This is a genomic window from Halomonas sp. YLB-10, from assembly GCF_003856855.1.
In the GTDB taxonomy this organism is placed as follows: domain Bacteria; phylum Pseudomonadota; class Gammaproteobacteria; order Pseudomonadales; family Halomonadaceae; genus Halomonas; species Halomonas litopenaei.
Window position 1 is genome coordinate 448,080 of record NZ_RRCU01000005.1, and the last position, 15,163, is coordinate 463,242.

13 protein-coding genes are annotated in these 15,163 nt (G+C 63.9%); 5 read left to right on the plus strand and 8 right to left on the minus strand.

What is annotated here, in order from left to right:
- Positions 1–93: 93 nt before the first annotated feature.
- Both EBB56_RS14075 and EBB56_RS14080 read right to left on the minus strand, forming a co-directional pair.
- Positions 94–1,356 carry a capsule biosynthesis protein gene (locus EBB56_RS14075; RefSeq protein WP_045994842.1) on the minus strand — a complete coding sequence of 421 codons (1,263 nt, stop codon included), beginning with the start codon at positions 1,354–1,356 and terminating at the stop codon, positions 94–96.
- A gap of 415 nt (positions 1,357–1,771) precedes the next feature.
- Positions 1,772–2,371: a histidine phosphatase family protein gene (locus EBB56_RS14080; RefSeq protein ID WP_231498578.1), complete on the minus strand. Its 600-nt coding sequence runs from the start codon at positions 2,369–2,371 to the stop codon at positions 1,772–1,774.
- 380 nt (positions 2,372–2,751) lie between these two features.
- Here EBB56_RS14080 and phnD point away from each other — a divergent pair, with 380 nt between their 5' ends.
- The 5 genes from phnD (at position 2,752) to EBB56_RS14105 (ending at position 9,487) form a co-directional block, all read left to right on the plus strand.
- Positions 2,752–3,738, plus strand: a complete 987-nt coding sequence (gene phnD / locus EBB56_RS14085) for a phosphate/phosphite/phosphonate ABC transporter substrate-binding protein (RefSeq protein WP_083970649.1) — start codon at positions 2,752–2,754, stop codon at positions 3,736–3,738.
- Between the two features lie 70 nt (positions 3,739–3,808).
- Positions 3,809–4,594, plus strand: coding sequence for a phosphonate ABC transporter ATP-binding protein (phnC, locus tag EBB56_RS14090; protein ID WP_045994840.1), 786 nt, complete (start codon positions 3,809–3,811; stop codon positions 4,592–4,594).
- Positions 4,594–5,391: a phosphonate ABC transporter, permease protein PhnE gene (gene phnE / locus EBB56_RS14095; protein WP_124804640.1), complete on the plus strand. Its 798-nt coding sequence runs from the start codon at positions 4,594–4,596 to the stop codon at positions 5,389–5,391. The genes phnC and phnE (EBB56_RS14095) overlap by 1 nt, the downstream gene beginning before the upstream one ends.
- Positions 5,385–6,188 (plus strand): phosphonate ABC transporter, permease protein PhnE, encoded by an 804-nt coding sequence (gene phnE, locus EBB56_RS14100; RefSeq protein WP_045994838.1) that lies wholly within the window; start codon positions 5,385–5,387, stop codon positions 6,186–6,188. Before phnE (EBB56_RS14095) ends, phnE (EBB56_RS14100) begins: the two co-directional genes overlap by 7 nt.
- A 413-nt stretch (positions 6,189–6,601) precedes the next feature.
- A complete protein-coding gene (locus EBB56_RS14105) occupies positions 6,602–9,487 on the plus strand; it encodes an EAL domain-containing protein (protein ID WP_185696445.1) in 2,886 nt (961 codons plus the stop codon).
- 146 nt (positions 9,488–9,633) lie between these two features.
- Here the strand turns inward: EBB56_RS14105 and EBB56_RS14110 are convergent, their stop codons facing one another.
- The 6 genes from EBB56_RS14110 to EBB56_RS14135 all read right to left on the minus strand — a co-directional run bounded on the left by EBB56_RS14110 (position 9,634) and on the right by EBB56_RS14135 (position 14,990).
- Positions 9,634–10,227: a hypothetical protein gene (locus EBB56_RS14110; protein ID WP_124804642.1), complete on the minus strand. Its 594-nt coding sequence runs from the start codon at positions 10,225–10,227 to the stop codon at positions 9,634–9,636.
- 93 nt (positions 10,228–10,320) lie between these two features.
- Positions 10,321–10,788, minus strand: coding sequence for an Rrf2 family transcriptional regulator (locus EBB56_RS14115; protein ID WP_045993543.1), 468 nt, complete (start codon positions 10,786–10,788; stop codon positions 10,321–10,323).
- A 303-nt stretch (positions 10,789–11,091) separates the two neighbouring features.
- Positions 11,092–11,715 carry a nitrous oxide reductase accessory protein NosL gene (locus EBB56_RS14120; RefSeq protein WP_124804643.1) on the minus strand — a complete coding sequence of 208 codons (624 nt, stop codon included), beginning with the start codon at positions 11,713–11,715 and terminating at the stop codon, positions 11,092–11,094.
- A gap of 22 nt (positions 11,716–11,737) precedes the next feature.
- On the minus strand, positions 11,738–12,559 hold the full coding sequence (locus EBB56_RS14125) for an ABC transporter permease (RefSeq protein WP_124804644.1): 822 nt from the start codon (positions 12,557–12,559) through the stop codon (positions 11,738–11,740).
- Complete coding sequence (locus EBB56_RS14130) at positions 12,559–13,620, minus strand: ABC transporter ATP-binding protein (protein ID WP_124804645.1); 1,062 nt, start codon at positions 13,618–13,620, stop codon at positions 12,559–12,561. The genes EBB56_RS14125 and EBB56_RS14130 overlap by 1 nt, the downstream gene beginning before the upstream one ends.
- Entirely contained in the window at positions 13,617–14,990 is a 1,374-nt protein-coding gene (locus tag EBB56_RS14135; protein WP_260425367.1) for a nitrous oxide reductase family maturation protein NosD, read from the minus strand. The genes EBB56_RS14130 and EBB56_RS14135 overlap by 4 nt, the downstream gene beginning before the upstream one ends.
- Between the last annotated feature and the right edge of the window lie 173 nt (positions 14,991–15,163).

Consider the following 15,163-nt stretch of genomic DNA (forward strand, 5'->3'; position numbering starts at 1 on the left):
AAAGAAGCGGGCCAGCGAGCCGAGCAGCTACGACGTGCCGCGAGTCGGCCCCTGAAGCCGCCAAAGCCGTATCTGGCACGGGAAAAACAAGGGTCAGGCGGCGGCGGGCAGGCATGACAGTAACTCCTCCAGGGGAGAGCGTTCGGCGACGAGCCGCCTGGCGCTGTGGTGCACACCGAGGCGAATACCGAGGCGGCAGTAGAAGCTGCCGTTGAGCTGAACGGTTCGCAGCAGGGTGGTCCTGAGCGCCTGATACAGGGCGGCGTTCGGTGCCGGTGGATCGTGCCAGAAGCCCGCGGGGACCCGTTGCCGGCCTGTCGCCAGTCCGGGCATGGTGTAAATGGCTTCGCCCAGGGTCAGCAACGGACAGCCGTGCTCCAGGGCCACGAAACCGGAAGTACTGTTGACGGTGATGGCGCCAGTGGCGCTCGGCAGGAGGTGATTGAGGTCACCGCCCTCGATGAACAGTACCCGCCGGTCGATACCCAACTCCCGAGCCAGTCGGCGAGCGCGACGATGGTGTGCGCTGAGGCCGGGGTCGAGAGGGTGGTTCTTGATCAACAGACGTGTCCGGGCCGGCGCGTCACGAGCAAAGGACGTCATGGTTTCTTCGAGTACCCGGGCCATGTCGGGAAAGGGCGAGTGGCAGCGGATCTGGGCGTCGCTGTCCAGTTGCAGCAACAACACGAAGTAGGGCGCTGGCGCCGAAAGAAATGCCTTGATGCGGTTAGCTTCAAAGCCAGCCAGCAGGCGTTTGCGCGTCAGTTGCTGCGTATAGGCGGCGTACTCTCGGGGAGCGCTGACCGGGGCGTGGCCGCGATAGCCCGGGAACAGCAGAGGGTTAAGGACGCCTGCCAGATGGTAGATCACGTCGTGGGTGGCACGGGTCAAGAAGGGACTGATGCAAGGAACGGGAGGCTCTGCCGGCCCGAGACAATGGGCGGCCTCGAAGACCCAGGCCGGGTCCCTGGGAAAACGGGAACATCCGTTGACACCCTGGGGCTCCAGGGTGATCCAGTGGGGACGCAGGTAGCCTTCCTCGAATACATGGACCCGCAGCCATTGACGCTCTGCGGCCTGAACAGCGAGCCGATGCAGAGGGCGCTGGTCGCCGAAGACCACCAGGTCGGAGATTCCCCGTTGACCGAGAAAGTCATCGATCAGTTCGCCAAAGCCTGCGGCGTCGCCACGGTAGCGTTGGCCCCCGAGGCGCCAACGATAGAGCAGGTCTCCACCACACAGGTCGAGCACATGAACACCGTGTCCCTGGTCAGCAAGGGTGCGAGCCAGTTGCGTGAAGAAGGGAGAGCATGGCCCCTGAAGCAGCAGAAACTGACGCGCCTTGAACGGGCCCATGTTCAGACCTCGCGCTCATGCACAAGAGACGCCGGGCGTCGACTCAGGAAAAGAAATGAAGATGCCATCATGCGGACGGGTGGGCTCCTGTGGCAATGAGGAGCATGGGGAATGATCGTTCTCAAGCACCGCTCAAGATCATTTGCCAAGCATTAGTTGAATGGGTCTTTCAGAGGTTACGAGGAACATAGCACGTGCCCCGCCGAGTCCGGCTGACGAACTTCGCAGCGTCGAGCCGGGGAAATGGAAAACTTGCCCACAGTCATTACAGGTGGCATGTAGCGGCACAGCGCCACGGTTCATGGGGGGAGCGGCGGCTTGTCAAGAGCCTATCCACAGCGGGTGGAGAACTTTTCCACCGAGTTGTTCACAGCCCTGACAGGGGCGGCTGCAAGAGAGGGGCTGCGAGCGGTGATCAGCGAGCGAAGATCAGCGGCCGGACATCTGCCGGTGCCAGCGGTGGTTGGCTTCGATGCTCACTCAATGGACTTCCGCTGGCTGCGGTCAGCAGGATCTGCAGGGGGTCACCATGGCCGACCAGCAGGATGGTGGCATCGTCGAAGCGCTGTTCCAGCGAGATGATCAGGTCGATGAGTCGGCGGGAGACGTCGCCGACGCTTTCGACGCCGTGGGTGCGGTGTTCGGCATTCTCGCTATCCATTGCCCAGACGTCCGCGTAGGCCGGGTCCGGCCCCTGGTCGTAGTCACCGAAGAAGCGCTCTCGCAGGCGCGGTTCAGGGTGTGGGGTGACGTTGAAGTGTTGCCCGACCAGCGCTGCGGTTTCGGTGGTGCGCAGAAAGTCCGAATGGAAGACCTGGTCAGGCGCGGCCAGGTGCCAGCCGGTCAGCCGTTCGTGCAGCTGTTCCTGCCCCTTGGGCGAAAGACCGTAGCCCTCGAGCCCCTGTTCGGGGGAGGAAACGATCAGGCCCATGGCGTTGGCCTGGCTATGGCCGTGGCGCATCAGCAGGTAGTGATTGCGGCAGCGTGGAAAGTCGTTGGCCTCAACGTTTGACATAAAAGTGTCACCTCCTAGATTGAACTCAACGATGTTTGTTTTCGAACATCGCTGCGTCGCTGGCGCTCGTCTTCGCACTTGGCAGAGCCTTCAGCGTAACGCGGGAAGCCTTCAGCCCATGTGGTAGAGCCTTCAGCGTAACGCGGGAAGCCTTCAGCCCATGTGGCAGAGCCTTCAGCCCATGTGGCAGAGCCTTCAGCCCATGTGGCAGAGCCTTCAGCGTAACGAGTGAAGCCTTCAGCCCATCTGACAGAGCCTTCCCCAGGTCGCCAGTAGTCGACCGCCAGGCTGTCCGCTGCCGCCGGGACCCGCGATGTCGGCTCGACAGGCCGGGGTCGATTCCCACCATATAACAAGACTCAGCATAGGTGAGCCACGCCATGACACAACGCTCAAGCCGGGGACGCCAGGTCCTCAACGCAGGTCTCCTGCTCACTTTCGGCGCTGTTGCATCCGTCGCTGTCGCCGAGGATTGCCCCCGAGGTGATCTGGATGCGCTCTACTGCGACCGCAATGGCGATCTGGTGGCCGACCCGCCCGCCAATCAGGACGAACTGGTCGACCCCGACACCCTCATCTTCGCCTACACCCCGGTGGAAGACCCCGCCATCTATGCCGATATCTGGGAGCCCTTCATCGATCACCTCCGGGAGGTGACCGGCAAGGACGTTCGTTTCTTCGCGGTCCAGTCGAACTCGGCCCAGGTCGAGGCCATGCGCAGCGGGCGTTTGCATATTGCAGGTTTTTCCACCGGACCCACGCCCTTCGCCGTCAACCTGGCCGGCGCGGTTCCCTTTGCCTTGATGGGCTCCGACGACGGACGCTTCGGCTATACCCTGCAGGTCTACACCCAGGCCGATTCGGATATCCAGTCGCTGTCCGACCTGGCCGGCAAGCGGGTCGCCCACACCTCACCCACCTCGAACTCGGGCAATCAGGCGCCGCGTGCGCTGTTCCCCGAGGAAGGCGTGGTGCCGGACGAGGACTACGAGGTGGTGTATTCCGGCAGTCACGACCAGTCGATGCTGGGCGTGGTAGCGGGTGACTACGACGCTGCACCGGTGGCGTCCGAGGTGGTGGAGCGCATGGCCGCACGGGGGCTGTATGACGAAGACAGCGTGCGCATGATCTTCGAGTCCCAGCCCTTCCCCACCACCTCCTATACCTACGCCCATGACCTGGCGCCGGATCTGGTCGAGCGCATCGAGGAAGCCTTCTTCAGCTTCGATTTCGCCGGTACCGCGCTGGGTGAGGAATTCGAAGGCGTCGAGAAGTTCATCCCGATCACCTACCAGGACCAGTGGGAGGTCATTCGCACCATCCAGGCCTCGAACGGCGTCAGCTACACCGCCGACAATCTGGAGTGACGACAGGGTATCCCAGGGACAGGAGGGCCGGCGCACGGCGCTCGGCCTTCCCGGGGAACGAGGATGTGCAATGCTCGAGATTAGCCAGCTGGTCAAGCGCTATGGCCACGATGACCCCGTGCTCAAGGGGCTGGATCTGCGCGTGGAAGGCAACTCCGTGGTGTCCATCGTGGGGGCGTCCGGGGCGGGCAAGAGCACCTTGCTCCGCTGCATCAATCGGCTGATCGAACCCACCTCGGGGTCGATCAGACTCAATGGCCAGGAGTTGTCCAGCCTCAAGGGCGCACCACTGCGCCAGGCCAGGCGGCGCATCGGCATGGTCTTCCAGGGCTTCAACCTGATCGACCGCTTGACGGTGATGGAGAACGTGCTGGCCGGTCGGCTTGGCTACGTCGGCTTCTTTCAGGCATGGCGGCGGCGCTTCCCGCCGGAGGATATCGAACGCGCCTTCCACCTGATGGAGCGAGTTGGCATCGCCCAGTACGCCAACAAGCGCGCGGACGAACTGTCCGGCGGCGAACGCCAGCGCGTCGGGGTCGTCCGAGCCTTGATGCAGGAGCCGGACATTCTGCTGGCCGACGAGCCGACCGCCTCGCTGGACCCCGTCACCAGCGAGCAGATCATGAAGCTGATGAGAGCCCTGGCCAGCGAGCTGTCATTGCCGGTGCTGATCAACATTCACAATGTGGCCCAGGCCAGGGCCTACACCGAGCGTATCGTCGGCCTGCGCCACGGTCGCATGATCTTCGATGGCACGCCGGAGCGCTTTGATGCCGCAGCGCTGGAGGAGATCTACGGTGGCATCGAGGCCCCGGACGAGACCTCCGCATCGACTGTCGCGGAAGGGGAGCGCTGATGGTCAACGACAAGGCTCGGACCTGGCGCAAGCCGCCCTTTATCGCCAGTCCTGTGGTGCGCCTGCTGCTGGTGCTGGGCGTGCTGGGTTACCTGGGCTGGGCGCTGGCCACCCTGCCGTTCGACTGGGAGCGGATCAGCGATGGGCTGCCGCGGGCCGCGCGCATCTTCGGCGGCGGCTTTCCGCCCAGCTTCGAGCGCTTCGAACTGCTGCTGACCGGCTTCAAGGAAAGCTTCCAGATTGCCCTGCTGGCGACCCTGCTGGGGGTGGCACTGTCGATCCCCTTTGCGGTGATGGCGGCGCGCAATATCGCCCCGCGTCCGGTCTATCTGGTGGGGCGAGCGGTGATCATCGTGTCGCGCAGTTTTCACCCGGTCATCGTGGCGATCCTGTTCGTCAAGGCGGTGGGGTTCGGACCTCTGGCCGGGATCCTGACCCTGACGCTTTATTCCATCGGCTTTGTCGGAAAACTGCTGGCCGAAGAGATCGAGGAGATCGACTGGGGACAGGTGGAGGCCATGCGGTCGGTCGGTGCAGGGTTCATGTCCATGTTGCTGTACGCCGTCTTCCCCCAGATCCTGCCGCGCCAGCTGGGGCTTTCCATGTACCAGCTGGACAGCAATCTGCGCGCCTCGGCGGTGGTCGGTATCGTCGGCGCCGGTGGTATCGGTGGCACCCTGATGAACGCCTTCGGGCGCTACGACTATGACTTTGCCTTCGCCATCCTGCTGGTGATCATCGCGGTGATTCTGGTCAGTGAGGGCATCAGTGGCTGGGTCAGGAGACGACTATGGTAGCGACGCCGACAGAACAACGGGTATGGCAGCGCTACAGCCGACGGGAGCGCTGGACGCGCTTCGTGCTGCTGTTGCTGGTCGTGGCGGTGTTGAGCTGGGCGGCCAGGGATGTCGATATCTTCTGGCCCTGGGTGTGGGATGCGCCTGCCCAGATCTACAGCCTGGCCGACCGCATGTGGCCACCCGACCCGCGGCGCCTCGGCGAGATCGTCGAGGCATTGGTCGAGACCGTCCATATCGCCACCCTGGCCACGTTCTCGACGATCTTTGTGGCCCTGCCCGTCGCCTACCTGGCGGCCCAGAACACCACGCCCAATCGTGCCTGCCTGTGGTTTGCCCGTTTCGTGCTGGTGGCCAGTCGTTCGGTCAATACCATCATCTGGGCGCTGCTGTTCGTGGCGATCTTCGGCCCCGGCGTGCTGGCGGGCATCCTCGCGATCATGTGTCGCTCCATCGGTTTCGTCGGCAAGCTGATGGGCGAGGCCATCGAGGAAATCGACCGACGGCCGGTCGAAGCGATGGAAGCGGTGGGCGCCAGTCGGCCCAAGGTCATCCTCTACGCGGTGGTGCCTCAGGTCGTTCCGGCCTTCTTTGCCGTGATCATCCTGCGCTGGGACATCAATATTCGCGAGTCTACCGTGCTGGGGCTGGTCGGGGCCGGCGGTATCGGCGTCATCCTCCAGGGGGCCATCGACACCTTTGCCTGGCCGACGGTGGCCACCATTCTCTGTGGCATCGTCATTCTGGTGTTGCTGGGGGAGGTGTTGACCGGATGGTTGAGAAGCCGGGTGCTTTAGGGCTTGTCTGAAAAGTGCCTGCGCTCGGTAATACGGCGTTAAAAATCGTCTGGTACGCCAGCCCGGTCAAAATACTCATTTACACCCCGTAAACTGCGCTTTCTCACCGATTTTTGCCTTGTCTAACCTTCGCTCGTCGACTTTTCGGACAGCGCCTAGGCTCGTACGACGGAAGGCTGTACGAATCTGTGCGACAACCGGCATGAACCGTTGATGCTTGCGGCTTAGTGCTAACGTTCTGTTTTCTGGGGCAGTCGTCCTGGAGCTGTCGCCGTTTGCTGGTGCCGGATGATGTCTGGTCCTGGGAGAAGCGGCACAGAATGCCAGGGCGAGGCGGCGGGGTGCCCCGAAGTTAAGCTATCCTCGATACCATTGATTACCTTATTCAGTGGATCGTCGCCCGGCCTATGAAGATGGATGCCCGCAGAGCCTTTCAAAGCCTAGCCGACAGCCTGTCTCGGGATATCGGTGATGACTTCTTCATGCATCTGGTCGATCGGCTGGCGGTAATCCTCAACGCTGACGCCATGATGATAGCGACCCCTGTCGCGGACGGCTCACGCCTGCGGTCCATGGTGCTGATGGCAGACGGCAGGCATCAGCCAGACGTCGAGTACGAGACTGCCGGCACCCCCTGTCGCGATGCCCTGGACGGCGGAGCCTGCATCTATCCGGAGAACGTCTGCAGTGCCTTTCCGGACGACGTCCTGCTGCGAGATTTTGGTGCAGAAGCCTATGCCGGTGTGGCGATGCGAGGGCCCGAAGGTGAGTTGCATGGTGTTCTGGTTGCCTTGCACCGCCATCGACTGCACCAGCGTCGCCTGGTCGAGGAGGTGCTGAGAATTGCCGCGGCGCGCTGCGGGGCCGAACTGTCCAATCGGCGCACCGAGCAGGCGCTGGAGAAGACCGCCAACCAACTGGACACGACCAACCGACAGCTCAAGCGCGCCCACCGCGCCTTGACCCTGCTGCGACTGGTCAACCGTGCGGTGATTCGGCTCTCCGACGAGATGGCAATCTTCCAGGAGGCCTGTCGGCTGGCGGTGGAGCAGGGCGGCTACCGCTACGCCTGGGCGGGGCTGGCCCAGGACGACCCCGAGCGCAGCATCCTGCCGCTGGTCAGCGCCGGTGGCGCCGATGATTTGTTGCGTCACGCGCGTTTCAGCTGGGATGTGACCACGCCTGAGGGCCTGGGTCCCAGCGGGCAAGCGGTGCATGAAGGCAAGGAGCAACGGGTAGCCGACTATACGACAGGTACGGTAGCGCCTCCGCCCTGGGCCGAACGATTCGGGGTCGTGGCGGAGGTGGCCTTGCCGCTGAGTCTGGGAAGCGAGCGACGGGGCGTGCTGGTGCTGTTGATGGATCAGCCCTACCACGCTGGCGCCGACGAACTGGCGCTGCTGAGGGAGCTTGCGGACAACCTGTCGTTTGGCTTGCAGGCCATGCGCGCTCACCAGCATCAGCAGAACACCCAGCAGGCGGTGCTGGACATGGCCGAACTGGTGACGGCGCGCAGCGACGACGCCTTCTTTACCCTGCTGGTGCGACGTCTGACCGACGCCCTCGGCGCGGACGCCGTGTTCGTGTCACGCGTCGAGGAAAGCGTCCCGTTGCAGGCGACGCTGATCGCCGGCCTGGTATCGGGCCAGCCGGTGGAGCCCTTTCACTACAGTTTCGAAGGGCTGCCCTGCGAGAGGTCCTTTCGCGACAGCGAGCATGTGATTGCTCGAGGCATGAGCCAACGCTATCCCCGCGCCGAGGAGATGGTCGGCTTCGCCGTGGAAGCCTACGTCGGCCGACGCCTGGAAGACGCCAACGGCGACGCCATCGGTATCCTGTTTGCGCTGTATCGTCAGCCGCTGCATGATCCTGAACCCATCTGCCACCTGTTGAGGATCTTTGCCGCAGGCGCCTCGGCGGAGCTCGAACGGCGCCGCAGCGACGCCCATATACGGCATCTGGCCTTCTTTGATCCCGGGACCGGTCTACCCAACCGGGTCCACTTCATGGAGCGTCTGCAGGCGGCCATTGCCCGGGCTCGCACCGAGCAATATCGGGTGGCCCTGATGTTCCTCGACCTCAACCGCTTCAAGGAGATCAACGACGGTCAGGGCCACGACGTCGGTGATCAAGTGCTCAAGGAGGTGGCCACTCGCTTCAGCGGTTGCCTTGGCAGGCTGGAAAGCCTGGCGCGGATGGGGGGCGATGAGTTCGTCGTCATGGTGGAGCAGACCGACGAGATCGGAGCCGCCCAGGTCGTGGGGCGTCTGCTCAGCGCCTTGAATGATCCAGTGGTGCATGAGGGGCATCGATTCAACGTCGACGTCAGCATCGGCGTCGCCTTCTTCCCCGACGATGGCGATAGTTCCCGGGAACTGCTCAAGCACACCGACATCGCCATGTACCATGCCAAGGAAAGCCGTAGCGGCTATCGCTTCTACGCACCTGAGATGGGACGTGATCTGCGGCGCCGACTGGTGCTTGCTTCTCGACTGGGTGAGGCGCTGGACACGAAACGTCTCGAGCTCCGCTTTCAACCTTGCGTCGACCTCAAGAGCGGGGACCTGATCGGCGCCGAGGTACTGTGTCGCTGGCACGACGCCGAACTGGGATGGATAAGCCCGATGGAATTCGTCGCCGTGGCCGAGGAACAGGGGATGATCGAGGCCCTCGGCAGTTGGGTCATGGAGCAGACCTGCCGACAGCTTAAACAGTGGCAGCAGGCATCGCTGGACCGGCTTCCCGAGCGACTCTACGTCAATCTGGCGGCGGCCCAGTTCGAGGACCCCGAGCTGGCAATCAAGCTTTGCGAGATCGCCGCCCGGGCTGGCGTCTCCCCCTCGCTGCTGGGGCTGGAAATCACCGAAAGCGGCTTCATGAAGGATCCCGAGCAGGCGATACGCATCACCGACACCCTGCGCCAGCAGGGATTCGCCCTGGCCATCGACGATTTCGGGACCGGCTATTCCTCGCTGGCCTACCTCAAGCGATTTTCCGTACAGGCGGTCAAGATCGATATGTCCTTCGTCAGCGACATGCTGACCGACAGCAACGATCACGCCATCGTCGCCACCATCATCGCCATGGCCGATCGTCTGGGACTGACGGTGGTGGCGGAGGGCATCGAGACGCCGGCGCAGTTCGAGGCACTGCGTGCCCTGGGTTGCGATCTTGGGCAGGGGTATCTGCTGTCACGGCCCTTGAGCGGTGATGACTTCGCGCGGCGCTGGTTGAGCCGCGATGGGCAGCGGCAAGATGGTCTGGGAGATACCTTGCAGGCGATGGAGCGGCCCGCCTGAGCGGCCTCAGGGGACCCGGTTCAGGTATTCGGGGAAGGTCCCCGAAGCAGGTCCCCGAAGAAGGTCCCCCGAAGCAGGCGCGCCGCTAGCCCTCGCAGGGATCATGACGCCCGCACCTTTATATTGCCTCTGGAATTGCTGCCGGATCAGGAAGCCCTGCACAGGGTCTTCATCCGCTGCCATGCCGTAAAGGCGCCATTCAGTGAAAAGCTCATGAACCAGTAGTCGCTGGTATCGGGCGTCATGCGCAGGCGCAGATGCAGCTGCTCACCGGTGGCGAGACGCGAGGCCAGCAGGTCCATGTCGATGCCATTCACGCGCACGTAGAGGCCGTCGTCACCGCGTTGGGTGGACAGCACCGCCGTGCCGGTCTGGGCACGTTGCTCGTCTACCAGCAGGTCGATGGGAACGCGATTGACCACTTCGCTCACGGCCTGGCGCTGGCCAAGGTCGCTTCTGACCTCGATCCAGGGCGTGCGGCAATGCCCTGGCGTGGCGTTGACGCTGAGCATGGCGTCGCTGTAGCTGGTCCTTTGGACCGCTCGCACATGGGACTCGTCGCCGAGGGTCGCGATCAAGGTCTGCCAGTCCTGGTGGGTCTGGTGGGCCGAGGTGTCGAAATCCACCGCCATGGCTTGGCTGCTGACGCCTGTCAGCCCGAGTACGGAGACCAGTGCGGCGGCGACACTCAGGCGAAGAAGGCGGGCGCGGCGAGGTGAAAACAATGGCGGAATCGGCATGCTGGCTCCTGACGACCGAGAGAACTCAGAGGTCAGGAGGCTAGCATTCTCGGAGTACGCTGTCGTGGCGTTACCCTGTCTTGCCTCGGCGCGTCAGGCGGGCTCGGCTTCAGGCTCCGGCTCGAGCTCGATCAGCTTGAGGGTGTGCAGGCGCTGGCGGCACTGGGGCGTCATCAGGTCATCCAGGGTGTAGCGATCCAGGACCTCCAGAAATGCGGTCAACCCTTCGTTGGCGATCTGCTTGAAGCGGCAGATGGGCGCGATGTAGCAGGCGCTGTCGTCCCCTTCGCACTCCACCAGGGCGAGGCTATGTTCGGTATCCCTGACCAGGGCGCCGAGGTGGATGCTGCCCGGCGCCTGCTTGAGCGACAGTCCCCCGTGCTTGCCACGGACGGCGGAGACATAGCCAAGGCGACTGAGCTCCTGAACCACCTTCATCAGATGGTTGCGTGAGACCTCGAAGCGTGAGGCGATCTCGGCGATCGTGGTGCGTTCGCTGCCGGATTCGGCAAGGTACATCAGAACGCGCAATGAGTAGTCGGTAAATCTTGTCAGATGCATTGGTCGTGCCCCGGCGCCCCTTGGGCGACTTGGTAAAGAGAAGGGAGGCTTTCGCTCATGCTTTCGACTCTAGCAAGGGACGAGAAATCTCACGCAGGCTTGGCGCATTAAAGCGTAGCGATGTGCGATTATTCCTACGCCAGATGACCTATATCAATGAGATAACATGCGCGGTTTAACTCCTTGTCATGGATCTTCCATCCATCTTATTGTCTCTTGAATGTAGCATGGTAAATCCATAAATTTAGCAATTTTTTTGGTCGGCTTTTGTCGCTGCATATTTGCGGGGTTTTCTATACCTATTCAAGGGTGGCTTGCTCGGCTCATATGGGTTAGCTGGTCGATTTCTAGCTCATCAAAGCGCTCGATGATGCCGCCATATTCGTGCTGAAAAGCCTCCGCGTCGCTTCTTGTGGCAAAGGTCGCCAACGGATGTCCCATGCCGCCGGGCCGCGAATGGCCAGACACGTACCAGGCCTCCTGTGCACTGATAAAGGCACCATTTCCGGGGTGATCCCAGTCGGTGCGAGCCATGTCATGAACCCAGGCATGGGCAAGGCGTTCGACGTTTTCCGGTTGAAGAAGAAAGACCAGCATTTCCGCCGCCGAGCAGAACTTGGTGACCTTGCTGTCACCATCGAGTGCGAGTTCTCCCTTGGGGCCTGGCGTGGCCTTGATCAACATCCCGCATACATGGCAGATGTCGTCATCACCGATGGGGGCGGGGCCGATAGTCGTGTCAGAGGTGCCGTCGTTGCAGCCGATCAACAACAGCATCAGGCCACCGATGGCAAAGCGTTGCAGCATAGAAGGAAGGGACATGGGAGTTCTCCAGGCGAGCGTCCTGGCGGACGGAGTGGGGGGATAGCTGGCAGCAAAAGCCAGCAGCAATAGCCCGCAGTAATGGCTGGCAGGCAGCGTCGGCATTCGGCTGAACTGGACGTGCGGGTTACAGCGATCGCCGCTCGAATCGCCTGATCGCCAGACCCAGGGGAAGCAGCACCCAGGCGACCTGTAACAGCGCCAGCAACAGGGGCGACCGAGGGGTGGCGCTGGCCAGGGCGGTGATCGCCGAGGCCTGATGAGGCTCGACCGCCGAGAGCACCAGCAGTCGGAAGCACTCGGCCGGATTGGCCAGCATCAGCCAGGGCAGCCAGGCCCCTCCCTGGCGCACGCCTACCAGCAGGGCGAGCAGGGCCAGGTCCAGTACCAGCACGAACACGAACCAGGTGATCAGGGCCTGGCTGGCAGCAGCCTGCTTGCTGCCGGCACGGGCGCTGATCCAGTACGCCAGGGCCAGAAACGACCAGCCCAGCAGCACGCTGGAGACGATCAGGGTAGTGAGCCCTGCGGCTACCTCGGCCAGCGCGGTTTCCGGTGTGGCGAAAGCGATGACCACGCCAGCGACCGCAAAGCCGCACAGGGTGGCCAGGCCCAGCACCCAGGCGTGGCCCATGAACTTGCCGAGCAGCCAGGTACGTCGCGACATGGGGTAGGTGGCCAGCAGCAGCAGGGTGCCGCCCTCGTCCTCGCCGACGATGGCGTCGTAGGCCAGCATCAATGCGATCAGCGGAATCAGCAGCATGGACAGCGTCGACAGGCTGATCAGGGTGGTGGACAGGCCGGTAAAGCCGGTACCGCCACTGGCAGCAGCCCCAAAGGCGGCGATGCCCAGCGCCAGTACCCCCAGCAGCACGGCGATCCCGAGCACCCAGCGGTGGCGCAGGCCGTCACGGAATTCCTTGTGGGCGATGGTCAGCAAAAGGCGCATCAGGGCGTGTCCTCGGCGGATGGTGAGACGGTGGTGTGGTCGATCTCGTCGATCACCTGGTAGCGGTCGCTGGCGTCGCTCTCGCTGTTCCCTTCACTGCCATTGCCCGGATCGCGGCCGCTGCAACCCTGGACACGTCGGTACAGCGCCTCGAGGCTGGGGGGGCGAATTTCCAGATCCTTGAGCCCCTGAAAGGCAGTGCACAGCCTCAAGGCGTTCATGCGGTGCTCCGGGGCCACTTCCAATCGCAGTCGACCACCGTCCGCCAACGAAGAGCGGGCGGGGATGCCCTCGCGAATCAGCCTTAGTGCCAGATCCTGGGGAGCACCACGCATCTCGATCACGTAGGGCAGCGCAAAGCGTTCGCGCAGGCTCGCCAGGTCGCCCAGCGCCAGGCACTTGCCCTCGCCGAGGATCAGCGCACGATCGATCACCGGCTCGACCCCCGGCAACAGGTGGGAAGACAGCACCACCGTCACGCCACGCGCCTTCAGCATTCCGATGGTGGCGTAGACCGCCTCGGTGGCGGCGGGGTCGAGCCCGCTGGTGGGCTCGTCGAGCAGCAGCAGCCGAGGCTCGCCAAGCAACGCCTGGGCCAGCCCCAGGCGCTGGCGCATGCCCTTGGACCAGGTCGCCAGGCGTCGGTCGGCGGCCTCACCCAGCCCCACCTGCACCAGCAGCTCGTCCACCTCTGTCGTGGGCCGACCCTTGAGTCGGGCCAGATAGGTGAGGGTCTCTCGCCCGCTCAGGTTGGGGTAGAAGCGGACATTTTCGGGCAGGTAGCCCAGGTGCTGGCGAAAGGCACGGTCGCCGGCTCGGTCCGGCCGTTGCCCAAGCACGCTGAGACTTCCCTGGGTGGGCGACAGCAGTCCCAGCATCAGTTTCATGCTGGTGGTCTTGCCGGCGCCGTTGTGGCCGAGCAGGCCGAGCACCTCGCCCCTGTTCACCTCGAGGCTGAGGTGCGACAGGCGGGTCACGCCGCCGTGTTCCAGGCTGACGTCGTCAAAGACGATGGCGCAGGTCGTGGCGCGGGTCGTGGCGCAGGTCGTGGCGCGGGTCATGGATAGGATGTCCGTGTGGCGGAACGAGGTCTCGAAGGCGTCATCAGGGGGGCGCTGTCGCTGACGCCGGCGGGGCGAAATACCGGGAAGGCGCGCTGTACCCAACGCAGCGCCAGCACCGCCGGGCTGGCCATCAGCACCTTGGCCTCCGGGTGTCGCCACAGCAGCTGGTCCATGGCGTCATTGGGCTGGTAGCGGGTGTCGCCGATGCCGTCCTCGTCAAGGTCCCAGCCCAGGTAGTCGCTCCAGTAGTTGCCGCGACCGTGCTCGGACCATTCCTGCTGTCGAGTGGCCACGTACTTCACCTGGCGGCGATTGTGGATGAGGGCGTTGCCGCTGATGCGGTTGTCCTCGGAGCCTGCGGTCAGGTGAAGCCCGATGTCGCTGTCCTCGAGGCGGTTGCCGCGAATCACGTTGAACTGGGCGTTGTAGACGAAGATGGCCTTGCCATCGCCACCGCTGACCAGGCCCCGGTCATGGGCGTCGCGTGCCTGGCGCACGCCGATGATGTCGTTGTCGATGATCCGGCTTTCGGTGATGTTGTTCATCAGGATGCCGTAGTTGCGATCCTCGATGGAGCGATTGGCCCTCACCGTCAGCCCACGGGACTGCATCAGGGCGTAGCCGGTGCGGGTGTGACGGGTCAGGTTGTTGGTCACGCTGTTGTCGTGGGCGTACATGTAGTGGACGCCGTAGCGAAGGTCTTCGAGCAGGTTGCTGTCGATCACGCTGTCGCTGCTGGTGTCGATATAGACGCCGTCGCGCACCTGGCGGATATCGTTGCCGGAGACCAGCGCCCGACGCGCGTTGAACAGCTGCACGCCGTTGCCGCGATCCTGGGAGCGTACCCGGGTATCGCCGCGAATCTGATTGTCGAGGACCCGGGCGTCATCGACGCCATCGAGCCAGATGCCGAAGCCAGGGCCGGACAGCCGGCAGCGCTCGATGCTGGCGCCATGGGCGGTCCTTTCCACGTGAACCCCCGCATCCATGGCGGTCAGGTCGCCGCCCCAGTGCTGAAGGGTCAGCCCGGACAGGGAAATGCCAGGTGAGCGCAAGGTCAGCAGGGTCCCGCTGCCGCCGCCATCGATCACCACACCGGCACCGTCGGCGACCAAGCTGAGTGGCTTGTCGATGATCACCGGGCCTGTCGCGTAGTGGCCCGGTGCGAGCCGCAAGGTATCGTTGGGCTCGGCCTGCTCGACCCAGCGCTTGAGCGGTGTGCCCGCGGTCACCTTCAGCTCAGCGGCCAGCACCTCGCTGGAACTCAGTATCGCCAGTAGCGCCAGCCCTGCGGTCAGGGCCAGCGCCATCGGTGTCACTCGGCCAGGTGCCGAACGGCCTGCGAGAAAGGAGGGAACTTGGAACATGGTGATGTCGCCTGGGGCCGTGGGGGGGGGCCCCCCCCCCCCCCCCCGCCCCCCCCCCCCCCCCCGCGCCCCCCCCCCCCCCCCCCCAAAAAAAAAAAAAAAAAAACCGAACCCGAGGCGCGCGGAGCGGGAGGGGGGGTGGGGGGGGGCGGCGCGCGCGCCCCCCAGCGAGG

What these genes read in the sequence shown, in the direction of transcription:
- EBB56_RS14120 (WP_124804643.1), bottom strand. Translation starts at nt 11,715, where the DNA reads ATGCCGACGCTGCCTGCCAGCCATTACTGCGGGCTATTGCTGCTGGCT.
- EBB56_RS14115 (WP_045993543.1), bottom strand. Translation starts at nt 10,788, where the DNA reads ATGCATCTGACAAGATTTACCGACTACTCATTGCGCGTTCTGATGTAC.
- phnE (WP_124804640.1), top strand. Translation starts at nt 4,594, where the DNA reads ATGGTCAACGACAAGGCTCGGACCTGGCGCAAGCCGCCCTTTATCGCC.
- EBB56_RS14080 (WP_231498578.1), bottom strand. Translation starts at nt 2,371, where the DNA reads ATGTCAAACGTTGAGGCCAACGACTTTCCACGCTGCCGCAATCACTAC.
- EBB56_RS14135 (WP_260425367.1), bottom strand. Translation starts at nt 14,990, where the DNA reads ATGTTCCAAGTTCCCTCCTTTCTCGCAGGCCGTTCGGCACCTGGCCGA.
- EBB56_RS14110 (WP_124804642.1), bottom strand. Translation starts at nt 10,227, where the DNA reads ATGCCGATTCCGCCATTGTTTTCACCTCGCCGCGCCCGCCTTCTTCGC.
- phnE (WP_045994838.1), top strand. Translation starts at nt 5,385, where the DNA reads ATGGTAGCGACGCCGACAGAACAACGGGTATGGCAGCGCTACAGCCGA.
- EBB56_RS14105 (WP_185696445.1), top strand. Translation starts at nt 6,602, where the DNA reads ATGGATGCCCGCAGAGCCTTTCAAAGCCTAGCCGACAGCCTGTCTCGG.
- phnC (WP_045994840.1), top strand. Translation starts at nt 3,809, where the DNA reads ATGCTCGAGATTAGCCAGCTGGTCAAGCGCTATGGCCACGATGACCCC.
- EBB56_RS14075 (WP_045994842.1), bottom strand. Translation starts at nt 1,356, where the DNA reads ATGGGCCCGTTCAAGGCGCGTCAGTTTCTGCTGCTTCAGGGGCCATGC.
- EBB56_RS14130 (WP_124804645.1), bottom strand. Translation starts at nt 13,620, where the DNA reads ATGACCCGCGCCACGACCTGCGCCACGACCCGCGCCACGACCTGCGCC.
- EBB56_RS14125 (WP_124804644.1), bottom strand. Translation starts at nt 12,559, where the DNA reads ATGCGCCTTTTGCTGACCATCGCCCACAAGGAATTCCGTGACGGCCTG.
- phnD (WP_083970649.1), top strand. Translation starts at nt 2,752, where the DNA reads ATGACACAACGCTCAAGCCGGGGACGCCAGGTCCTCAACGCAGGTCTC.